Source organism: Brevibacillus choshinensis (assembly GCF_016811915.1).
Classification (GTDB): Bacteria; Bacillota; Bacilli; order Brevibacillales; family Brevibacillaceae; genus Brevibacillus; species Brevibacillus choshinensis_A.
Window position 1 is genome coordinate 3,298,960 of record NZ_CP069127.1, and the last position, 17,591, is coordinate 3,316,550.

Below are 17,591 nucleotides of genomic sequence, written 5' to 3' on the forward strand. Positions count from 1 at the left end.
TTTAATATAAAGAAAAAAGCACCATAAGGTGCTTTTTTCGAAGAGATTAGTAATAGATTGTATTTTGATTCAAACAAACTATATAGCTTGGACTATATGAACTAGCTATCCAACCCTTCCAAAATTCATTGAAGGTCGCTGGCTTTTTCGTGGTAAGCACTCTAATAATATCTAAATAAGAGGTACTCATTGTATCTAATCCATCATTAGTCGTATCTATCATATCCCAAAGAGCACCTGCAACCCTTCCCTCTACCATATCACCTTGGTCCCACGTTGATGTATTTTCATAATCTACAGATTTTCCATTCGCCCATGTATATCTTGAACTATCATTAACTGCTAAAGCTACAAAATCTGCCCAACCTTCAGTCCACGCACATCCCAAATCTTTTGAACTTATATTATGATAGTGAGGACTTGGACAATTTTTTTGAGGCATACCCATTATATTATCCATGTAAGCATGTCCAATTTCGTGCACAGGTGTAAATTTTGACAAAGGAGCATTGGAATCAAGAAAAATAACATCTTCATATGGGAGATAGTAATTTCCTGGGTTACTAGCTTCCTTCCAAACAATCTGAACTGCCCCTGGATCTTTTACAGAAATAAATTTGTCACGTGTTCTATAAATATCATCAAAAAGCCATACAGCAGAAAGCGCAGCATTATTCGAAGCAATAATAGTAGTTCCAATATTCCCCCCGTTAGGGTAATCAACTTTGTTAATCGCAGTGGATAAGAATTTATAAGTGTCACCACTATTAGAAGTAGTTACGACCGATCCTAAAGCGGGACTTACTGTTGAGAATTGAACTCGAAACTGGTTATAGTTCTTGTAACTAACATCGAATGTATGTGACCATGCTCCATTAGAATCCGTAGTTACTGTTTTAAAGTTGTACCAAGTATCGCCGGATAATTTATATTGCAGTGTTGCTTCTGCAAATCGCAGTGGTTTTAAATTATTGTCTCTGTCATAAAATTTAACATTACCTGATAAAGTAATATTTGTAGCAAGCAAATTTATATTTTGCTTGAGCTTGTCTTCTCGAATCTGCTCATCCTCTTGCTTCTGCTCGTCTTCTTGCTTCAACTCGTCTTCTTGCTTCAACTCGTCCTCTTGCTTCAACTTGTCCTCTTGCTTCAACTTGTCCTCTTGCTTCAACTCGTCCTCTTGCTTCAACTCGTCCTCTTGCTTCAACTTGTCCTCTTGCTTCAACTCGTCCTCTTGCTTCAACTCGTCCTCTTGCTTCAACTCGTCCTCTTGCTTCACCTCGTCCTCTTGCTTCAACTCGTCCTCTTGCTTCACCTCGTCCTCTTGCTTCAACTCGTCCTCTTGCTTCACCTCGTCCTCTTGCTTCAACTCGTCTTCTTGTACTTGTATATCTTCTCTTGCTATTCCAATTGGAGCATCCGTTTCCCATCCTTCAATAACTGCTCCCTTTTTTACCGTAAAATAAACATCTTCACGAGCACCCCAAGTCTCATCTTCACTAATCTCCGAAGTTGCTTGCAAAGCTAATTTGTACTGACCCACTTCGAGTGAATCAAAAGAAAGATGCAACTTTTTTTCTTCTTTAATTTGCTCACGGAAGACTTTTTCCTTTGCAATCGTATCAACAGTGCTATCACTATTAAATTTGGATAAAACGTAGGTAAATTCGACCTTCTCAGAAGTCACTTGTTCAAGCTTTACCTTTACGTCCAGCTCGATAATTCCTTTTTTGTTCTTTAGTTTCTTTCTTTCAAAATTCGTGGTAATAGACAATTCATTAGGCTCATCACTGGAATGTACCATTTCAATTGCTTTTGTTTTTTGATTGCTCGTCTTGTCAAAGGCTTCAATTGATGTAAATGGTGTAAGTGCTAGTAGAAGTGCTAAACAACCTGTTACATACTTCTTCATGATACCCTCCCGTTTTTTCATAATTTTACATTTATGTACATTAATGTATATAAATTTACATTGTTCCCCAAAATTTGTAAATACATATTCGTAATTTTTACCAGAATTCTTTTATTACAAAATTGTATTACTCACTTATAGAGGGCTTTCGTATGACAAAAATCAGCTATTTTTAGCTTAGCCACATCTAAATATTCCGTTAACCATCAGCACGCAGTCGAAACTTTTCTTAGAAACCTAGATACGCAATAATCAGATGAATGAGCATGTACGAACCAACCCTATCTTCAATGCCCCGATCGTTAATCATGGCAAATTCCTCATAATATCAGATCCCATAAAGAGCATCCATGCTAGCCCTACAAAAAAACAGCCTCATCCGATTAGGAAAGAGGCTGTTCATAACGTGTTCCACTATTTTTCCTTTACTTGAGATTTCATAATCTATGAATCTTATTCAATCCGATTATTTGTACCTAGCACAATATAGGAGACTCAACTCCTTATTAGTTAACGGTAACCTTAATCTCTACTTCTTCTCCCCCGTACTTAGCAGTAATAATTGCTGTTCCTTTTGATTTGGCCCTGATAACTCCATCTGTTACCGTTGCTACCGAAGATTTAGAAGTGCTCCATTTTGCTTTTGATCCCGAAAGATTCTTATCGTTATAATTTAATGTAATAGTCTTAGATTTACCCTTGCTAATTGATGTATTAGTTACATTAGCTTTTAGAATAATCTTAGACACATTAACATTAATTTGCACTTCTTTGTCCGCATACTTAGCAGTAATAATTGCCGTTCCTCTTGATTTGGCCTTGATAACTCCATCTGTTACTGTCACTACTGAAGATTTTGATGTACTCCATTTTGCTTTCGAACCCGATAGGGTTTTCTCGTCATAGGTTAAACTAATTTTTTGCGTATCACCAACATATACAGAAACATTTTTAGTGTTGGCCTTTAAGAGGTTCACATCAATAACAGTTACGTCGATTCTTACTTCCTTACCCGCGTACTTTGCACTAATAGTTGCTGTTCCTTTTCCTTTTGCTTTAATTACTCCATCTGTAACTGTAGCTACTGAAGTTTTAGTAGTACTCCATGTTGCTTTTGATGCTAACATCGCTTTATCATCATATGTTAATAAAATTTCCTTTGTTTCCCCTACATTTATAGATGTTTTACTAATATTCGCTTTCAATTCCGAATCTGTAACTGTTACATTGATTTTAACTTCCTTACCGCCATATTTTGCTGATACAGTGGCAACTCCTTTTCCTCTAGCCTTAAGTTCTCCGTCACTTATGGTAACTACTGACGAATTGCTCGTATCCCATTTTGCTTTTGATGGTGGAAGAGTCTCACTGTCGTATGTTAGGCCAATTGTTGTAGACTTACCATTACTTAATGTTAATTTACTGAAATTTGCTTTCAAACTTGGATCATAAACAGTAACTTCTATACTAACTTCATGGTTATCGTACACTGCTGTAATTGTTGCATTTCCTTCCCCTATAGCGCTAATATTTCCATTTGTTACAGTAGCGACTGATGGTGTAGAGGAACTCCATTTTGCTGCAGATCCTATTAATATTGCATTTCCGTAGGTTAGTCCAACCGTCTTTGAACTGCCTTTATTAATCATTAATTTACTGTAGTTTGCCTCAATCAAACTATTGTCTACTAAATTGTTTATTTGTGATGTTACAATTCCCTCGTTACCAGAGAGTTGTTCGGCATTTGCTTTTACTGCAAATCCTTCATACCCAAGAAAAAACAAAGTGATTACTGAGAAAAGAAAAACAAATCGCTTCTTCATTTCAATTAGCCTCCTATTTGCTTATCTAAATATATGAGACGTTGGGATCTGTAAAATGTTTCTAACTGGGGCTAAGAAATATTTTAGGAAAGTAAGTAAATTTGTTCATTTATATTAAATTACCCAGACATTAAGGGGCACGTATGACAAGAATGGCCTCTTCAAGCAAGGAAGAGGCTAGACGTTACACGTTCTGAAATTTTGACTTGTGCCCGATTGACGTACGTCTGCACGCTACTCTTCGTGAGGTTTAATAAATCAGCTGATTGCTCTAACGAAAAGCATTGGCCGTGTACCATCACGTAACAATCACGCTCTCTCTCCGTTAAACAACATAACGCATCCTCAATCTGCTCGAGCTGCCATTCACTTAAATTAACTGGACTACCGGCCTTCCCTCTCTCCGCAAATGCCTGCATCCGGAGAGGATCCATGAGTTTCTCCCTCTGGTATGCAGCTCGCCGTTCGATTCCACGCTTATTTCCTGGTCGTCTCCCGGTCTCAAGCCACTCAATGACCCATTCTACCTCCCCGCGCATCTCACTGATTAGTTGACGTTCAGTCATTGCCGCCTCGTTTCCCTTCGCTGCCTCCTCTCTACGCACGTCGTAGGCGGCGTTCAATCCTCTTCTTGTCTCTTTGTAACTTTTCAATAAATCCTGCATTAGACCCCCTCCCCCGCGCGTTTATTTACACCTATTTCCCTTGTCCTTCAGAAACTGCCTTGGACCCGTATCCCCCATTAATCGTCTCAGTTGATCTAACCTCATAACTTCGGCCGGTTTATTCGGCAGCGACTTGCGCCGGCGCTCCTTTGCCCGTTCCAAGTGCTCAGCGAAGCTAATTGGCTCATTCTTTTTCTGTTTCTTGAACTTCAATAAGTCACGAACCTTTGCCATGGTTTGTCCTCCTTTCAGGCAAAATAAAAAGGACGCCAGAACACACCAATAGTAGGTGTGAATCTGACGCCCTCCCGTATTTCGGTATCAGGCTACTTTTTATTTTTAGATCTCCGATAAACTACGACATAAAAAGTAATGAACGACAAAGATCCAATAAATTGTGGAAGGTACACAAACCACTGGTATGTCATTAATGGAGTGCTTGATTGATTCGCGTAGTAAAAGCCTATCACGGTAAAGATAAGCATCAAACTAGCTGCCGTAATGCCGATCCCAAATCTTTGTTTGGTCATTAAAACAACTCACTCTCACGATAATCAACCTTGGAAATCTTTCCCTGACTTGATTTTACCACGGTCTCACCATGCTCTACCAGAGGGATAATCTTTGCTTTTCCTTGCTTCGGATCCAGTAGGATCATGCTCAGATCTTTTCCAACTGGGACAGTAATTGTCATCGTTTTAATATCTATCTTTACTTCCTTAGCTCGTGTGCTCATTTCGGTTCCCCCTATTCTTTGTCCGTTGTATAATGTGGTTATCACGAACATACATCTTGCTCCCGACTGGGGGCTATCTTTTAAGGAGATTCATATGAACTTTTTTCAGTTACTTTTTGTCTCCTTTATAGTTGCTTTCATACTCTTACTTATGGGTTGGGTCTTTAAATATTGGGCTTATAAAGTGATTGGGCTCGCAATTCTTGCCTTCTGCTTTATCGTTCTAAGTTATTTATTTTGGTCTATTAGGCAGATTTAAATTCTGTGCAATCAACTTTTAACTGGTCGTTAGCCATTTAATATCAATACATATGTTTCCTCAATCTATCCTTTTAATTTTGTGGTATCTTTACTATCGGTGACTGTCATCATATTAGATTGACACATTTATTAGGGTAGTACGTGAATAACTATAAATTGGCAGTCATCATGACCATAGATCTAATCTATCTATGGTCTTTTTATTTCCGAACTTTTTGCAGCCATATCTGGGTATGCAAAAGGTCATAAGCCAGCTACCAGTTATAACATAAGCTCCAATCAAAACTACAAAAACGATTAAAATTATAACTACTGTCCAAATAAGAATTACAGCACCATTTACTCAACTTGAATACTTCTATTTACCTCTTAATGTCTAAATAACCATTTATATTTTTGTTAAATCAGCAACCCAACTGAGCCCAAACACCTATACCAAAATACCTATAAATGTTATAATTTGGATCAATTTGGTATAGATGGGGCCTGATGATGATTACCGAACATGAACGATTATGCGAACAAATTGAACTATTACGAACTGAACCTAACAAATTAGCAAAAGACTATAAATTGACTGACCCTATCATGATCTCGATTAGTCAACAACTCGATGCTTTGTTAAATCGTTTATATGACTTGAAACACCCCTTTGCTCCAAACTAAAGCGCTAACTCATATTTGTTGTATTCAACAACCACCTTTGTTAATATGTTGTTATAAACAACAAAAGGAGTTGCTCTAATGGAACCATTGCTTTCTAATGCTGAAATTGAAGCTTTATTTGCTTGGCCCAAAAACAAAGCATCGGTTTATATCGATCGAGGCTATCTTGGATCCCCTTATCAAACCCTCAAATGTGGTAGGCTCTTTAAACTATCTTCCATCCTTGAAATAGCTCAGCAAAAGGGCTGGAATGTTAATGAATCTGCTCTACGTAATATTTACGCTTCTGTCACAGATTCCTCAACATAATTTCTCTTTTGTTAAATCAGGTCTTTGTAAATAAATAACAGTGGTGTTGCAATTGATCAGGAAAAACTGTAAAGAGAGTTGGAATAAGATGGTTACATATTTTAAAGGCTGTACAGGTTCGCTAATTGGTTCCACTCTGGTATATTTTCTACTAATCCACAATCCATTAGAAAACATAAAGTTGCTCGCTATCATTACACCTTTTATTTTTATTGGGGGAATTTTTGGTTATTTTTTGTTCCAAATCCTCCATGCAAAAAACATAATAAGCTATTGGTTAGGATTATTTAGTTTTGCACTTTTAGGCGGATTATTTGCACTGATCCTTCAATTCTTCTTACCTTTCCCCTACCAACTTACCCTTATTACAGTTTTTGGCTCTATTACATTCTTTCTTTCGCAGCTAATAAAAAATGTTGTGCTTTCAAGAGTCCTTGCTGTCATTGGTCCACTTATTTCACTTATTCTTGGATTTGCTACGAGACAAATGTAATGTTGTATGAATTACCATTTTCTTGAAACAACTAGGGGTCAATAACGTATTTATTAAAAAAGCAAAGGAGACTGATTAATTTGCAATATAAAGCTGCTGAACAGACTATTACCTGCCCATGTTGTAAACATTTCCTTTTCGACAAGGACTATCGCCAGTTAAACACAAGGGGAGCCACATTTTTCGGAGTTGATTGGGCAAATAGAGAGGTTCCAATCCTTATTTGTAAAAGATGTTCATATATTCTTTGGTTTATGGAAGAACCAACCGTTAAATGATTTATCAAGGGGGATGCTAGTCCCCCTTAACACATCGATTGTCGTGTTAAATAACTGACAGACTTCCTTCGTCATCTTCCTGCACCTCAACGATATACTCGTCGCAATGAGCTACTGGGGGAAGTTGGTTTAAAGAAGTAAACAGCATCGCATTTCCGAGATCGTCTGTATATGCATCTGCACTTCCCCAACCAGTCCGCAAATAATTTTCTTGCCCGTTGATGCTTCTAGCAATCGCAAGATACTTTTTCATGCAATTCACCCTCCCATTTAACAAATCGTGTGTTTTGAAAAGCTGGTGATTGGGTACCAATTTTATTTGGTACTCTGATGTTTTTTCATCCTGTGTTCTAATGTAAACAGTGCATTGAAACCTCCTGCGAAAATGGTGATTACCATGAAAAGAAAAATCATTTACATATTGTTTTTTCTTGTGGTTATGTTTTTTCTTGGTTTCTTTGTTCTGTACCTTGCTTTTAAGCAGTTCCCGTTTGGTGGTTGAACAACTAAACCAACTTACCGTTTTGTTAAGCAGACCAGTGATAGACAAGAGCTCCTAGCCCAACTATAGCTCCACCCCCGAGCCCGACAATGGCCCAAATAAGAATGACAGCTCCGTTTACTCCTGCAGAGTACAATTTACTCCCCCATTTCTCTGAATAACTATTGAGTATAGTTCTAAACGCGTCTGTATGATATTTCCGTTTGTGCTATCATCACCTTAGACTCGATAAATATCTGAGGTGACAGTCAGTGTTTTTTGTACTCTGCATAATCTTGATTGTTATTGGTTTTATTTTCTCAACGTTGATACCAAGTCGCTTTTTGTTTTTTTTGAACTTGCTTTATATTGCTCTTTTGGTCGTTCTCCACTATCTTGAAGTGTTTATCCCGAGCAAAAAGGAGTATTTTCTTGTTCCCTTCATACTTCTTTTATTTACCAATGCACTAGCGCTGACACGTATCGTCCAGAAGATTAGAAAGCTCTTATGAAAGCAACTTAACGCTTTTCACATTGTGATAACTACTCAAATCAGTTACTACCATCCTCTCCCACAAACTGGTATAATTTTCTAGAAGTATATTTTGTCCTTGAGGTGATTCAATGAGATGCCCTTGGTGTGACAACGAAATTTCAGAATTTAACGGATATTGTTCAAATTGCGGGAACGAACTAGTTGATTTTGAGAAACAAGATTCTTCAAATTTTAAAACCCCTGAATTAAACGAAGAGTCTGTGCCAAAAGTTGAACACTGCCCAAAGTGTCATGGTGAGATGCTATTCCTAGGTGATCAAGAATTACAACGGTCATCATCAATCAGTAATCTATTTTTTGGTGAACTAGGTGATCTAATTAAAGGAACTCTTCGCTTGGTTATGTTTGTATGCAAAAATTGTGGGAAGGCTGAATTCTCTGTTACAGAAGATACCTTGTTGCGCTTAAAAGATTACGGTCAGTTAGATTAACTATCTCATCCACACCAAGTGCCCATTTAACATAATTGAGCTTTTGATAATTCACTTTTTTGTCCCAGCTCCTCATGGCATAATGACCAAAAGGAGTTGTTTGTATGGAAAAGTCTTTTTATTACTCGATCCCTTGGTCAGAGGTCAGCTACCTTAAAGAGGCAATGACCTCCATGCAGATTCCGTTCGTTATAGAACAACCATCAAATAAGCTGCCGCTTGAAGAAGGCGAAGTCGCCATTGTCTTTCCCAACATGCACGTACGAGTTTATAACCATGTCCGAGAACTTTTTAACAGCCATGGGCTACGCTACCCTGAGTAGCTAAATTCTTTGCGAGCAACTTCATTTACCCCCGTTCCATGATGGTCTCCCTCCACCAACTTTGAAATTGTTAACTGGGCTGCTGTAACTTGTTTTACGTGCCCAGTCGTAGACTTTTTTCGGGATGATTACAGGGCCTTTATTCTTTTGTTTCTGCGTATCGCTCATCTCTAGTTTTCCTCCTCTGGCTCCGTATGTTGCTTGTAGTCCCGTTTATGCGGTTCTTCTTGGCATCCAAGCATCTATATAGCGAAGTACTTGTCTGAGCTCTATACGCCTTACATCACGGTAGCTCGCTACTGCCCAACGGTCTTTGATTTCACGATGGAGTTGACGGAATAGCTCGCTACGCTGCTGCGGATCTCTTTCTACTTCGTATACCCTCCGGGAAATTGCTTTCTGAAGTTGGCGCTGTTCCCCATGGTCGATAGTAATCTGCTCGTCCACTTTCTGTTCCAACTCTATTAACTTCTGCCCGTGGGTCTGCGTGATGCTTTTCACCTCATCCATTTCCTCTGCCAGTTCAGCTGTCAGTTTCAGGGACTGGACAAGTGCTTGTCGTTCACTAAGAGCAACGACCTTATTTTGCTCTGCTGCGTAAACTCCAGTCTTACGGATGGACGGCAGAACCTCGTCGAACACCCACCGCTCGTATCGCTCGGCCTTCTCCTTGATCTCCGGATTCTTACTTTGATCCGCGGCTTTCACAATCAGCCTGTAAATATCGCCCTCCGGTATAGCCTTGACATCCTGTTCCCCACCACCTGTTAGGACACGGTAAGTTACCGCCCCCTTGCAGTGTGTTGTGACAGCCTCGTACGGTCGCACATAGCCCAAAGACTTTGCCACGTCGTTTCCCACTGCATACAGTTTGCTATCGATTTTGATCAATCGGATGTGACCGAATTCTACGTTCTCAAAGATTTGGATTTGATTCAAAACTCATTCCCCCTAATTCCCTACTCTTTTAGCACGAAGTCCATGAAGCATCGCTGCCAACTCTGGATCATCAGTTATAAGCTTCCCCTTTTCCGCTGGCTGTCCGCTGCTCTCCAGCTCTCTCTGCCGTTCCACAGAAGCAGGCAGCTTGTCCACCAGTTGAACAATCTTCCCAGACGGCTTTTCTTGTTGTTTTTTCTTGAATTCCTGGTCTGCTAGATCCGCTTGTTCGGCTGTTTTAATTCCGCGAGAGAAAAGGTTATTGATTGTACCCTTGGCATAATTCCAGTCCTTGCCCTTTTCTGCCGAGTCTCGCATCGCCCAGGCAAGCATATCCATCTGCACTTCGTCTTCGAGGTAGCTATGTAGTAAATTCTTGATGGTCTCATTTAGGTCCCTGACGAAGTAGTGCTTGTACTGGTCAATTACACTTTTGAAAACATAGAGGTCTCTACCACCGACCACCACAACATCTGGCTTGTGTTCTTTTCTTGTGAAGGGTAAGGGTAGTAGTGGTTCTTTATCATCTGCTTCTGAATATGAATTTGATTCTGCATCTGAGTCTGTATCTGAGTCTGTATCTAAGGCGTGAATCGGCGTGACTTCGTGTGACAAAGACGTGACATTGTCGTGACCCTTATGTTCATCACTTGAAAACGTTGATGTACCAGCACTTTCAAATGGCTTTCCTTTCTTATTTGCTGCTTCTTTTTCACGCTGCTTACGTTTTCGCTCGCGTGTTTTTTCAGCAGAATCGGACGGTTTTTCGTACTGACGGGAGTTAAAATTCAGAAGTGTCACGCCACCGTCCGCGTGACGTTCCATCATTTTTAGCGTGACACACATATCGATAAAACCACTTACATACTCCAACTCGCTATACGGAAGACCTGCAGCTTGAGCGAGGTCCTGGTCCGCATACTCAATACCATCTGCAATGAACAGCTTTCCACGCTCCGAGGCTTGAGCTGCCTCACACATAGCAGTGATCCAGAGCCACTTTTGAACGGTGGTAAACCTGCGAATCTTGGGGTCTTTTAGTATCTCTGGATACAACCTAAACCACGGCATCATCTTTCTGTTCCCTCCCCCGCCTTTCAGCCAGGACTCTATAATCGTTGATCTTGATAGGATTCCATTCCGGATAGTACCTTCTCATGTAAGCCCCAGCGAAACGCTTGAGTGTTTCTGGATCCTCCAACGTGCGGTACATATCCGGGAGTAGAAACCATTGCTGCTGATTGATCATTGCGTGTCAAAAAGCGACTCGTTTTCTGCAGCTGAGGAATCTTGCTTTTCTTCTTCCATACGGACTGACTCCGCAGATGAAATGTCTATCTCAATCGCATCGTTGTACACACTCACTGGGTCACTTGTGATATCTTTGCGTACCACTTCGTCCTGCGTAGCCTGCTGCTGCATCTCGATACTGATCGGCAGATACTTCCACATGTGTCGGATGACTGTTTTCTTTGCCATTTCTTCGTAGTCTGTAACCCAAGGACCGTTCTTCGATGCTTTGGAACGAGACCTTCGTTTTTCGATCTCCTCTTTGTCCATTACCTCGAACTGGTAACCACCATCTTTGAAGTGTGCGACTGCGTATACATATTTCATTTCACCACGCCGGCCGGTTGCAGGTTTATGATGCAATTTCGGATGGAGTCCTAGCTCGTAATCAAACTCATCAGCTTCGTACACAGTGTGAGCGTAAATGCTTTCGATGTTTCCGGATCTTCGCGCCAGGTCGATCATCCCTTTGTAGCCGATTATGAATTGTGCTTCGCGACCATACGGAAGGATATAGCAGTGGCCGATCAGCCCCGGCTCCAAGCCTAGTTGAGCAGCCTGCATGACAGCTCCAAGTAGAGACGATACATTGCACTCCAGCAACTTCGGTGTGGTACGCATCGTAGTCAGGGCAATTCGTGCCATACGGTCAGCATTCATGTGACTCGGAAGAGCTTTTTCAATCTCCGGCCCCATTCGTTTTAGATAAGCAGCTATTGTTTGTTCGGGTGACTGCTTCTGGGCTGATTGATTTGCTCTACTGGAAAGTTGGTTTTTAATATCCTGATTAGTCGCCATTTATATCCTCCTTTACACCGTCTTCACACCGAAACGGCGCGAAACAGATGGTTTAAGATACTTTTGGTAAATGTCAGGGTGGTCTTTGGCCAACGCCTTGCTGTCAATTCGATGTGTCGTCATGTTCTTCCAACTGACGATGTGCTTACTAGCAATTCCTGTCTCTATTTCGCCAAGCATGGCTTTAAGGCGGTTCTCCAGTTCCGTCACTCGATCAATTGCAACCTTCTCATCCTGCTTTGCTTGTTCTAGCTGCTCGAGGATTACGTCTGCCTCAAGTGGTAATTCAGTTTCACTCTCCGATTCCCCAACCGGATACATATTTCTCAGCAAGGCCGTAGAAGCTTCTGAACCGTCTACCATCGGCGGTATTTTTGTCAAAACGTGATTGTTCCAGAATTCGGATTCCAGATTGATCAAGTACTGGATAATCTCGTCGTCCCTCTCGATCCTCTTGTAAATGAATTTGTTTCCTCCGATTAGAACCGCAATCCACCAGGCGGTGTACCCCGTAACAGCCATGTAATGCTGGCACTGGATTAGGTATTGTGGCGGGATCTCTTCACCTTCCCACTCATGCTTTAGATATTCGCTGGCGGTCTTACATTCCAATCCAGTACGTTCTCCTACAATGAGGCGATCAACATTAGCGAGCATGAATGGATAATCCGAATGCTGCAGGATCGCGTTTCTTCGTTTTACTTTCAGTCCTGTACGTAGAGTGAATTCTTGCGCTACGACATCTTCTAAAATGGAACCAAAGTGGGCTGCCTCGCTTTGAACATCTTCCAGAGGAGTTTGTCCAATCTTCTCTAGATAGACCGCTACAGTGAACTTCCATTTACTTAGCCCAGCTATTGCAGCTACATCACTTCCCCCGATCCCTTTCCGACGAAATTGCAGCCACAACTCCCGATCCATTTCTTTTGTTGAAGCAACTGCTATTGCTATGTCAATCCCTCCTCTTGATTTGTGAGGGCCGATCAGATACGATTGAAGTAGATTCCCAATCGCTATATCGGCCAAGGACTCAGCGTTGCCCCGCTGGGTCTTTTTATTTGTAGGAATTTCATCATCATTGTCGAAACAGTTTGTCGAAAGAACTCGTAAGCACAGTACTTTTTATTTTGATTCTAGGAGATGGTAATACTTGTGGACTGGTGATGCTTTGCAATGGTTTGGAATTTTCCTAAGTATTTTTCTGATTTATTATGGTTTTAGGTATCAATTCTCAAAAGCACCTTTGGAGAAACAGTTATACTCAGCTTATTTGCCGATGTTCCGTATAATGGAGCCATATCTTTACCAAAATTGCCGTAGCATCGGAAAAGAGAGAGTGAAGGATTTACTTAGTCAACTGTTGACAATTGTAGATAAACATTATGAATTGATTGAACCAAACATAATTTACTGGTGTAGGCTACTAGAATCCAAAATCGTTAATCCTGAGAGCAAGTCGGAAATTGATGATATTTTTATTCATCTTTCCGTCCTTATTGACAGAGAGTTTGAAAGAACAAGGGCAAGACTTTTTTTGCCAACAAGAGATATTTACTATCGGTTGAATAACAGGCATTATGCTAGTAAGTTAAGGATGTACATTGATATACTTCTCATTTCTATACCTCAATTGATGGCATTGGGAGGAGTATGTTACCTTGCATTAACTCTCTTGCAATTTACCGACAATATAGTTGGTAAATAAGAAATGTTACGGCCAGTGGAATAAAAAAATCCCATCTGTTCAAAAACCTAAACACTTTCCCCTCACCGCCTTTTACTTGTGCTTACCCAAAAGCTCATCTAATTGGTGGTTTTTGATTCCTTCTTTTCCCCCTCTCTGTTTAGTCACGAGGCTGCCGCGTCCCAACCTCTACGCGGCCGTTGCAGCTCCACTGACTGCGCCACGCTCTTTGCCCCGTTATGTATGACCTGTCTCATCAGTGCCGGTAGGTCAACTCCGGCAGACCAGGGGGATTAGCCCCGGTTTCGACTATTTAAGTAAGCGCCTTGCTTGTTCTCTAATCCCATCGATGAACTCTTCAGGCGCCATTGTTGCTCTCCCATCAACCAGTAATTCTAATTCTTCGATCACATCGCGTACTGTCCACTCAATCTTACTGACGTTCATATCGAATGCCAGTATTTCGAGTTGTCGCTGTCTGAACGGTTCAGTAATTTCCACGAACTTCTGGAAATCAAGCAATGGTACGCTCATATTTGAGTGCCTCCTCTAAAGCTGCGATTTCTCGTACACGCCAATCTATCTCATGAGCCAAGTCACGTTTATGAACATCTAGTTCTTCACGCAAGCGTTTCAATTGTACGTATTGCGTGTCTACCAACCGCCAATCATCATCCGCTTGTCGATAAGCTTGTTCTGCATTTTCAAGCTCACGCTGCAATTCTGCTATTTGAGAAGCCACTGACTTTTTCAAAAGCTTGTCCTCCCTATGGATGCGTGATATACTACTAGCATCCAAAATGTTTTCCTTAAGGCCGTCTGTTCGCTGCAGGCGGTTTTTTCATTTTCTGCCATGAATTGGAGCTCAACCATTTCCCCAAGGGTGATAATCTTACGTCCTACTGGTCGATCCGCATTGCTCACCAATTCAATCACACCTGCTGCTGTTGTCAGATCCTTCATAACGTCTCCTCCTTTAAATCTGCTTTGAAGTGAAGCATTCTTGCTCGGTAATTTTCGTTTTGCTCATTTGAAGTGGTTATGCCTTTAGCAATTTCCGGTATGAGCAAATCTGTCATAGCTGCATCATAGGTATATGTTCGTTCCAAGACGTTCAGTAAACGCTGGTTCCATTCGTGGTTCAAGGTCATAACAGGCTCCCTCCTGCGAAAAGTATCTCCTGCCTTTCACGGCGCATCAGTTCCCGAGGGTCACTTACTACAATTTCCTGAGCTTTCGCTTCCACCAGCCAATTATGTTGGTGAACGACTGGATCAATCCCGTAGCGCTCGTCCATCAGGATATGTACGTCATCACCTACCTGGAAAAGATCCTCGATGTGCTTCCCGAAGGTCTTCAAAAGTCTTTCATCGTTATCAGAAATGGGATTCCAAGGCCTACGATTGCGCTCCCACTCTATTGTCCGTTGCGCTTCCTCAATAACGTCTTGGCATTGTTTGATCAGGTTATAAAGCGTCCCAGTGAAGTCCCCCATGAGACGCGGATCGGTAGGTGGCGGAGCATCACCGTACATGTGCTTCAGCATACGAATGGCTCGATGGTTGTCACAGATCCTTACGAAGTCCTCTGCGTCCTCCCGGGAAGGAGTTGCCCTTCCATTAATCACATCCGACACCCATCTGGCCGACCTTCCAATCTTTTTTCCTAGTGATTCGTACGTCATTTGTTCGCCTGTCCGTTGATTCCGGAATGCATATTCACATATGTCGTGTATCCGTGAGCGAGAGTATAGAGAAATGGTTGTGCTGCTGTTCCCCATGTGTTCTCCTCTTTTCTATTTGGTTTTCTAAGTACAATGAGAATGTGCTAATCTTTCCCCCTCGGTTTTGAAACTCTCCCGAGGGCTTTTTTCTAAATGTTTATCCAGCTGTTCTTGCATTGCTTTCTTCTTGATTTTTCATCCAAGCATCGATAGTTTCTGATCTGAAGAAGATGCGTGATCGAATTCGGAAGTGTGGGATTTGCTTCTGCCGGACCATGGTGTAGATAGTGTCCTGGTGTACCCCGAGTCTTTCAGCTAGTTGAGTTACTGTTAGTGTTGTTGGTTGCATGTTAATCATCCTTTCAGCGTTTCGCTCTCAAAAACTTGAGCATTCATCAAGTTCTTCCTCTAAAAAAAGGTGAGCCATTAGCTCATCCAGACTCAACTCGAATTTAATAGCAAGCCTAGGTAAATGTTCCGCCTTCAATTTGTTTTCGCCGTTCTCTATTCTTAGGTAACCCCCAGCAGTTTTTAGTCCTAGCGCTTTCGCCATTTCATGAAGTGGAATGCTTTTCTGTATCCTCAACTTTTTCAATTCAGCTAGGTTCATAGTTTCACCACCTTTATTTGATGATTACTCAACTTGTTAATTTAATAATAGTTGAGCTTTGATCAATTGTCAATTATTAGTTTGCTATTTAATCAATATCATTCCCAACATTTGATCAAAATGATATTCTTAATTTGATGAAACAGCAAAGGTGGTGGCCACAATGTCTCTTGGGAGTAGATTAAAAACTAAAAGAAAACAATTGAAATTTACCCAAGTAGATGTTGCAAAACGCCTGGGTATCGACAACACAACTGTATCAAAATGGGAATCAGATACATATGAACCTGACATTGACACATTAAAAAAGCTTGCCGACTTATATCAAACCACTACTGATTTCCTATCAGGGAAAGAACCTCTTTCGCTAAATAATCCTAGTGCATCCAATGATAACGAGGATTCACGTATGGGACTTGCTTTTATTACCGGCGGAGACGATCTAACAGAAGAAGAAGTAGAGTACCTCAAAGAGAGTCTGGAACTCTTTCGAAGAATGAAAGAGAAACGAGCTAAAGAACGCGAAAAGTAAATCAAACTCCTCTGTGATGACATACATAGCCCTCTGGGCTATTATTTTCACCTATATACACGAACATATGTTTGGGAAGAGGGATACTAATGGACCTTTCACTGTATAAGATGACTCCACTTGAGGAATGGATTACCACAACCTATTTGCAGCATTCCATTACTACTCCAGATGATCTCTCCTTAGAACACGTTGTTGCATCTTTTGGTGGAGAGATCGCCCTCCTTAAAACCCGGTCACATGCAAGGTGGATCGAGGATGGTACCGGCGATTTTATTATTATTATCGATTCTCGGCTAGATGAAGCTACACAAAGAAGCGAATTTTATCACGAGCTTTGTCACCCACTTCGTCATGTTGGTAATCAGCAAATGCTTCCTAAGGCTTTCAGGGATTTACAAGAAACTCAAGCAACAATGTTTCAGCTGTACGCATCGATTCCATTTTTTATGATAAAGGAGCTTGATATGCCTGATTTGGAGCACAACGTACCTTACCAGTGGGCGCAAATCTTCAAAACACCTCTGCCTCTTGCTGTTCAACGATTTCGACAAATTAAAAGCCGCATCAATCAAGAAGAGTATCAGAAAACGATCAACTCGTACTTCCAAAATCAGCATAGTAAATCTAATCCCTCTAATTGGTCAGACGAAACTAAACAACTCTTCTTAACAGCTATTCGCCGAAAGTTAGAAAAAAGTAAAGGAGTAGTCATTCAATGAAAATTGCGGTCTATTACGATTATTTTGAAGGAGTCCTCTCCCCTCTTTGGTACGTCATAACCTTTAGAAAAGGGGAACTAAATTGGAATAGAGATACGGCCTATGTGCCTATAGAAACCCCCTTTGAAAGACAAAGCGCTGAGGACTTCATTTCAGAAAAGATGGGCATCACCGTAACCCTGGGTGACTTAACTTTAAATGAAGAGAAAATCGGGAAGTTTGGTATCCAGCTCGCCCCCTTACGCAAACGCGCTCAAGAGAACATGAAAGATTATTGGGATGCAGAGTACTTGTTATTACAGGTTTCTGATCTTGAAGAAGTACTACAGATGAAATCATTCTGTTAGGAGGAGTTTAGA

Annotated in this window: 27 protein-coding genes, 1 other RNA gene and 1 pseudogene; 9 read left to right on the plus strand and 20 right to left on the minus strand. The window is 41.1% G+C overall.

Going from position 1 to position 17,591, the window contains the following annotated elements; all coding sequences use genetic code 11:
* Positions 1-46: 46 nt before the first annotated feature.
* The 5 genes from JNE38_RS16605 to JNE38_RS16625 form a co-directional block, all read right to left on the minus strand.
* Positions 47-1,912: an MICOS complex subunit MIC60 gene (locus JNE38_RS16605; protein WP_203254781.1), complete on the minus strand. Its 1,866-nt coding sequence runs from the start codon at positions 1,910-1,912 to the stop codon at positions 47-49.
* Between the two features lie 506 nt (positions 1,913-2,418).
* Positions 2,419-3,735: an Ig-like domain-containing protein gene (locus JNE38_RS16610; protein WP_203254782.1), complete on the minus strand. Its 1,317-nt coding sequence runs from the start codon at positions 3,733-3,735 to the stop codon at positions 2,419-2,421.
* A 161-nt stretch (positions 3,736-3,896) separates the two neighbouring features.
* On the minus strand, positions 3,897-4,400 hold the full coding sequence (locus JNE38_RS16615) for a sigma factor-like helix-turn-helix DNA-binding protein (RefSeq protein WP_203254783.1): 504 nt from the start codon (positions 4,398-4,400) through the stop codon (positions 3,897-3,899).
* A gap of 21 nt (positions 4,401-4,421) precedes the next feature.
* Entirely contained in the window at positions 4,422-4,634 is a 213-nt protein-coding gene (locus JNE38_RS16620; RefSeq protein ID WP_203254784.1) for a hypothetical protein, read from the minus strand.
* A 295-nt stretch (positions 4,635-4,929) separates the two neighbouring features.
* Positions 4,930-5,136: an XtrA/YqaO family protein gene (locus JNE38_RS16625; RefSeq protein WP_203254785.1), complete on the minus strand. Its 207-nt coding sequence runs from the start codon at positions 5,134-5,136 to the stop codon at positions 4,930-4,932.
* Between the two features lie 753 nt (positions 5,137-5,889).
* On the opposite strand from JNE38_RS16625, the gene JNE38_RS31220 reads away from it, so the two are divergent.
* The 3 genes from JNE38_RS31220 (at position 5,890) to JNE38_RS16640 (ending at position 6,865) form a co-directional block, all read left to right on the plus strand.
* Positions 5,890-6,063 carry a Spo0E family sporulation regulatory protein-aspartic acid phosphatase gene (locus JNE38_RS31220; protein WP_428993732.1) on the plus strand — a complete coding sequence of 58 codons (174 nt, stop codon included), beginning with the start codon at positions 5,890-5,892 and terminating at the stop codon, positions 6,061-6,063.
* Positions 6,064-6,141: 78 nt separating this feature from the next.
* A complete protein-coding gene (locus JNE38_RS16635) occupies positions 6,142-6,372 on the plus strand; it encodes a hypothetical protein (RefSeq protein ID WP_203254787.1) in 231 nt (76 codons plus the stop codon).
* A gap of 88 nt (positions 6,373-6,460) precedes the next feature.
* The gene (locus tag JNE38_RS16640) at positions 6,461-6,865 is read left to right on the plus strand and encodes a hypothetical protein (RefSeq protein WP_203254788.1); all 405 of its coding nucleotides are present in this window, start codon (positions 6,461-6,463) and stop codon (positions 6,863-6,865) included.
* Between the two features lie 324 nt (positions 6,866-7,189).
* Here the strand turns inward: JNE38_RS16640 and JNE38_RS16645 are convergent, their stop codons facing one another.
* Positions 7,190-7,396: a hypothetical protein gene (locus JNE38_RS16645; RefSeq protein WP_203254789.1), complete on the minus strand. Its 207-nt coding sequence runs from the start codon at positions 7,394-7,396 to the stop codon at positions 7,190-7,192.
* Positions 7,397-8,248: 852 nt separating this feature from the next.
* Here JNE38_RS16645 and JNE38_RS16650 point away from each other — a divergent pair.
* Together JNE38_RS16650 and JNE38_RS16655 are read left to right on the plus strand one after the other, a co-directional pair.
* Complete coding sequence (locus JNE38_RS16650; RefSeq protein WP_203254790.1) at positions 8,249-8,611, plus strand: zf-TFIIB domain-containing protein; 363 nt, start codon at positions 8,249-8,251, stop codon at positions 8,609-8,611.
* A gap of 104 nt (positions 8,612-8,715) precedes the next feature.
* Positions 8,716-8,934: a hypothetical protein gene (locus JNE38_RS16655; protein ID WP_203254791.1), complete on the plus strand. Its 219-nt coding sequence runs from the start codon at positions 8,716-8,718 to the stop codon at positions 8,932-8,934.
* Between the two features lie 21 nt (positions 8,935-8,955).
* On the opposite strand, the gene JNE38_RS16660 is transcribed toward JNE38_RS16655, so the two are convergent.
* From JNE38_RS16660 to JNE38_RS16685, 5 genes are all read right to left on the minus strand, one after another.
* On the minus strand, positions 8,956-9,102 hold the full coding sequence (locus JNE38_RS16660; protein ID WP_203254792.1) for a hypothetical protein: 147 nt from the start codon (positions 9,100-9,102) through the stop codon (positions 8,956-8,958).
* Positions 9,103-9,147: 45 nt separating this feature from the next.
* On the minus strand, positions 9,148-9,873 hold the full coding sequence (locus JNE38_RS30700) for a BRO family protein (protein WP_238933347.1): 726 nt from the start codon (positions 9,871-9,873) through the stop codon (positions 9,148-9,150).
* Positions 9,874-9,885: 12 nt separating this feature from the next.
* A complete protein-coding gene (locus JNE38_RS16675; protein ID WP_203254793.1) occupies positions 9,886-10,947 on the minus strand; it encodes a DnaD domain protein in 1,062 nt (353 codons plus the stop codon).
* A gap of 171 nt (positions 10,948-11,118) precedes the next feature.
* Positions 11,119-11,961, minus strand: a complete 843-nt coding sequence (gene recT, locus JNE38_RS16680) for a recombination protein RecT (RefSeq protein WP_203254794.1) — start codon at positions 11,959-11,961, stop codon at positions 11,119-11,121.
* Between the two features lie 12 nt (positions 11,962-11,973).
* Positions 11,974-12,882: a YqaJ viral recombinase family nuclease gene (locus JNE38_RS16685; RefSeq protein WP_203357601.1), complete on the minus strand. Its 909-nt coding sequence runs from the start codon at positions 12,880-12,882 to the stop codon at positions 11,974-11,976.
* 229 nt (positions 12,883-13,111) lie between these two features.
* Between JNE38_RS16685 and JNE38_RS16690 the strand changes: the two genes are divergently transcribed.
* A complete protein-coding gene (locus JNE38_RS16690) occupies positions 13,112-13,666 on the plus strand; it encodes a hypothetical protein (RefSeq protein WP_203254795.1) in 555 nt (184 codons plus the stop codon).
* Between the two features lie 221 nt (positions 13,667-13,887).
* Here JNE38_RS16690 and JNE38_RS16695 read toward each other — a convergent pair.
* The 9 genes and pseudogenes from JNE38_RS16695 to JNE38_RS16730 all read right to left on the minus strand — a co-directional run bounded on the left by JNE38_RS16695 (position 13,888) and on the right by JNE38_RS16730 (position 15,978).
* Positions 13,888-13,956, minus strand: an RNA gene (locus JNE38_RS16695) — hammerhead ribozyme type II.
* On the minus strand, positions 13,955-14,179 hold the full coding sequence (locus JNE38_RS16700) for a hypothetical protein (protein ID WP_203254796.1): 225 nt from the start codon (positions 14,177-14,179) through the stop codon (positions 13,955-13,957). The genes JNE38_RS16695 and JNE38_RS16700 overlap by 2 nt, the downstream gene beginning before the upstream one ends.
* Positions 14,160-14,399, minus strand: a complete 240-nt coding sequence (locus tag JNE38_RS16705; protein ID WP_203254797.1) for a hypothetical protein — start codon at positions 14,397-14,399, stop codon at positions 14,160-14,162. The genes JNE38_RS16700 and JNE38_RS16705 overlap by 20 nt, the downstream gene beginning before the upstream one ends.
* The gene (locus JNE38_RS16710; RefSeq protein ID WP_203254798.1) at positions 14,396-14,608 is read right to left on the minus strand and encodes a hypothetical protein; all 213 of its coding nucleotides are present in this window, start codon (positions 14,606-14,608) and stop codon (positions 14,396-14,398) included. Before JNE38_RS16710 ends, JNE38_RS16705 begins: the two co-directional genes overlap by 4 nt.
* On the minus strand, positions 14,605-14,796 hold the full coding sequence (locus tag JNE38_RS16715; protein ID WP_203254799.1) for a hypothetical protein: 192 nt from the start codon (positions 14,794-14,796) through the stop codon (positions 14,605-14,607). The genes JNE38_RS16710 and JNE38_RS16715 overlap by 4 nt, the downstream gene beginning before the upstream one ends.
* Positions 14,793-15,191 carry a hypothetical protein gene (locus JNE38_RS16720; RefSeq protein WP_203254800.1) on the minus strand — a complete coding sequence of 133 codons (399 nt, stop codon included), beginning with the start codon at positions 15,189-15,191 and terminating at the stop codon, positions 14,793-14,795. The genes JNE38_RS16715 and JNE38_RS16720 overlap by 4 nt, the downstream gene beginning before the upstream one ends.
* A 30-nt stretch (positions 15,192-15,221) precedes the next feature.
* Positions 15,222-15,425, minus strand: a pseudogene (locus JNE38_RS31225) (helix-turn-helix domain-containing protein); the annotation flags it as partial.
* A gap of 100 nt (positions 15,426-15,525) precedes the next feature.
* Complete coding sequence (locus JNE38_RS16725; protein ID WP_203254801.1) at positions 15,526-15,717, minus strand: helix-turn-helix domain-containing protein; 192 nt, start codon at positions 15,715-15,717, stop codon at positions 15,526-15,528.
* Between the two features lie 27 nt (positions 15,718-15,744).
* Positions 15,745-15,978 (minus strand): helix-turn-helix domain-containing protein, encoded by a 234-nt coding sequence (locus JNE38_RS16730; RefSeq protein ID WP_203254802.1) that lies wholly within the window; start codon positions 15,976-15,978, stop codon positions 15,745-15,747.
* A 163-nt stretch (positions 15,979-16,141) separates the two neighbouring features.
* Here JNE38_RS16730 and JNE38_RS16735 point away from each other — a divergent pair, with 163 nt between their 5' ends.
* From JNE38_RS16735 to JNE38_RS16745, 3 genes are all read left to right on the plus strand, one after another.
* Positions 16,142-16,510, plus strand: coding sequence for a helix-turn-helix domain-containing protein (locus JNE38_RS16735; RefSeq protein ID WP_203254803.1), 369 nt, complete (start codon positions 16,142-16,144; stop codon positions 16,508-16,510).
* Between the two features lie 89 nt (positions 16,511-16,599).
* Positions 16,600-17,232 carry an ImmA/IrrE family metallo-endopeptidase gene (locus JNE38_RS16740; RefSeq protein WP_203254804.1) on the plus strand — a complete coding sequence of 211 codons (633 nt, stop codon included), beginning with the start codon at positions 16,600-16,602 and terminating at the stop codon, positions 17,230-17,232.
* On the plus strand, positions 17,229-17,579 hold the full coding sequence (locus tag JNE38_RS16745) for a hypothetical protein (RefSeq protein ID WP_203254805.1): 351 nt from the start codon (positions 17,229-17,231) through the stop codon (positions 17,577-17,579). The genes JNE38_RS16740 and JNE38_RS16745 overlap by 4 nt, the downstream gene beginning before the upstream one ends.
* Positions 17,580-17,591: the final 12 nt, after the last annotated feature.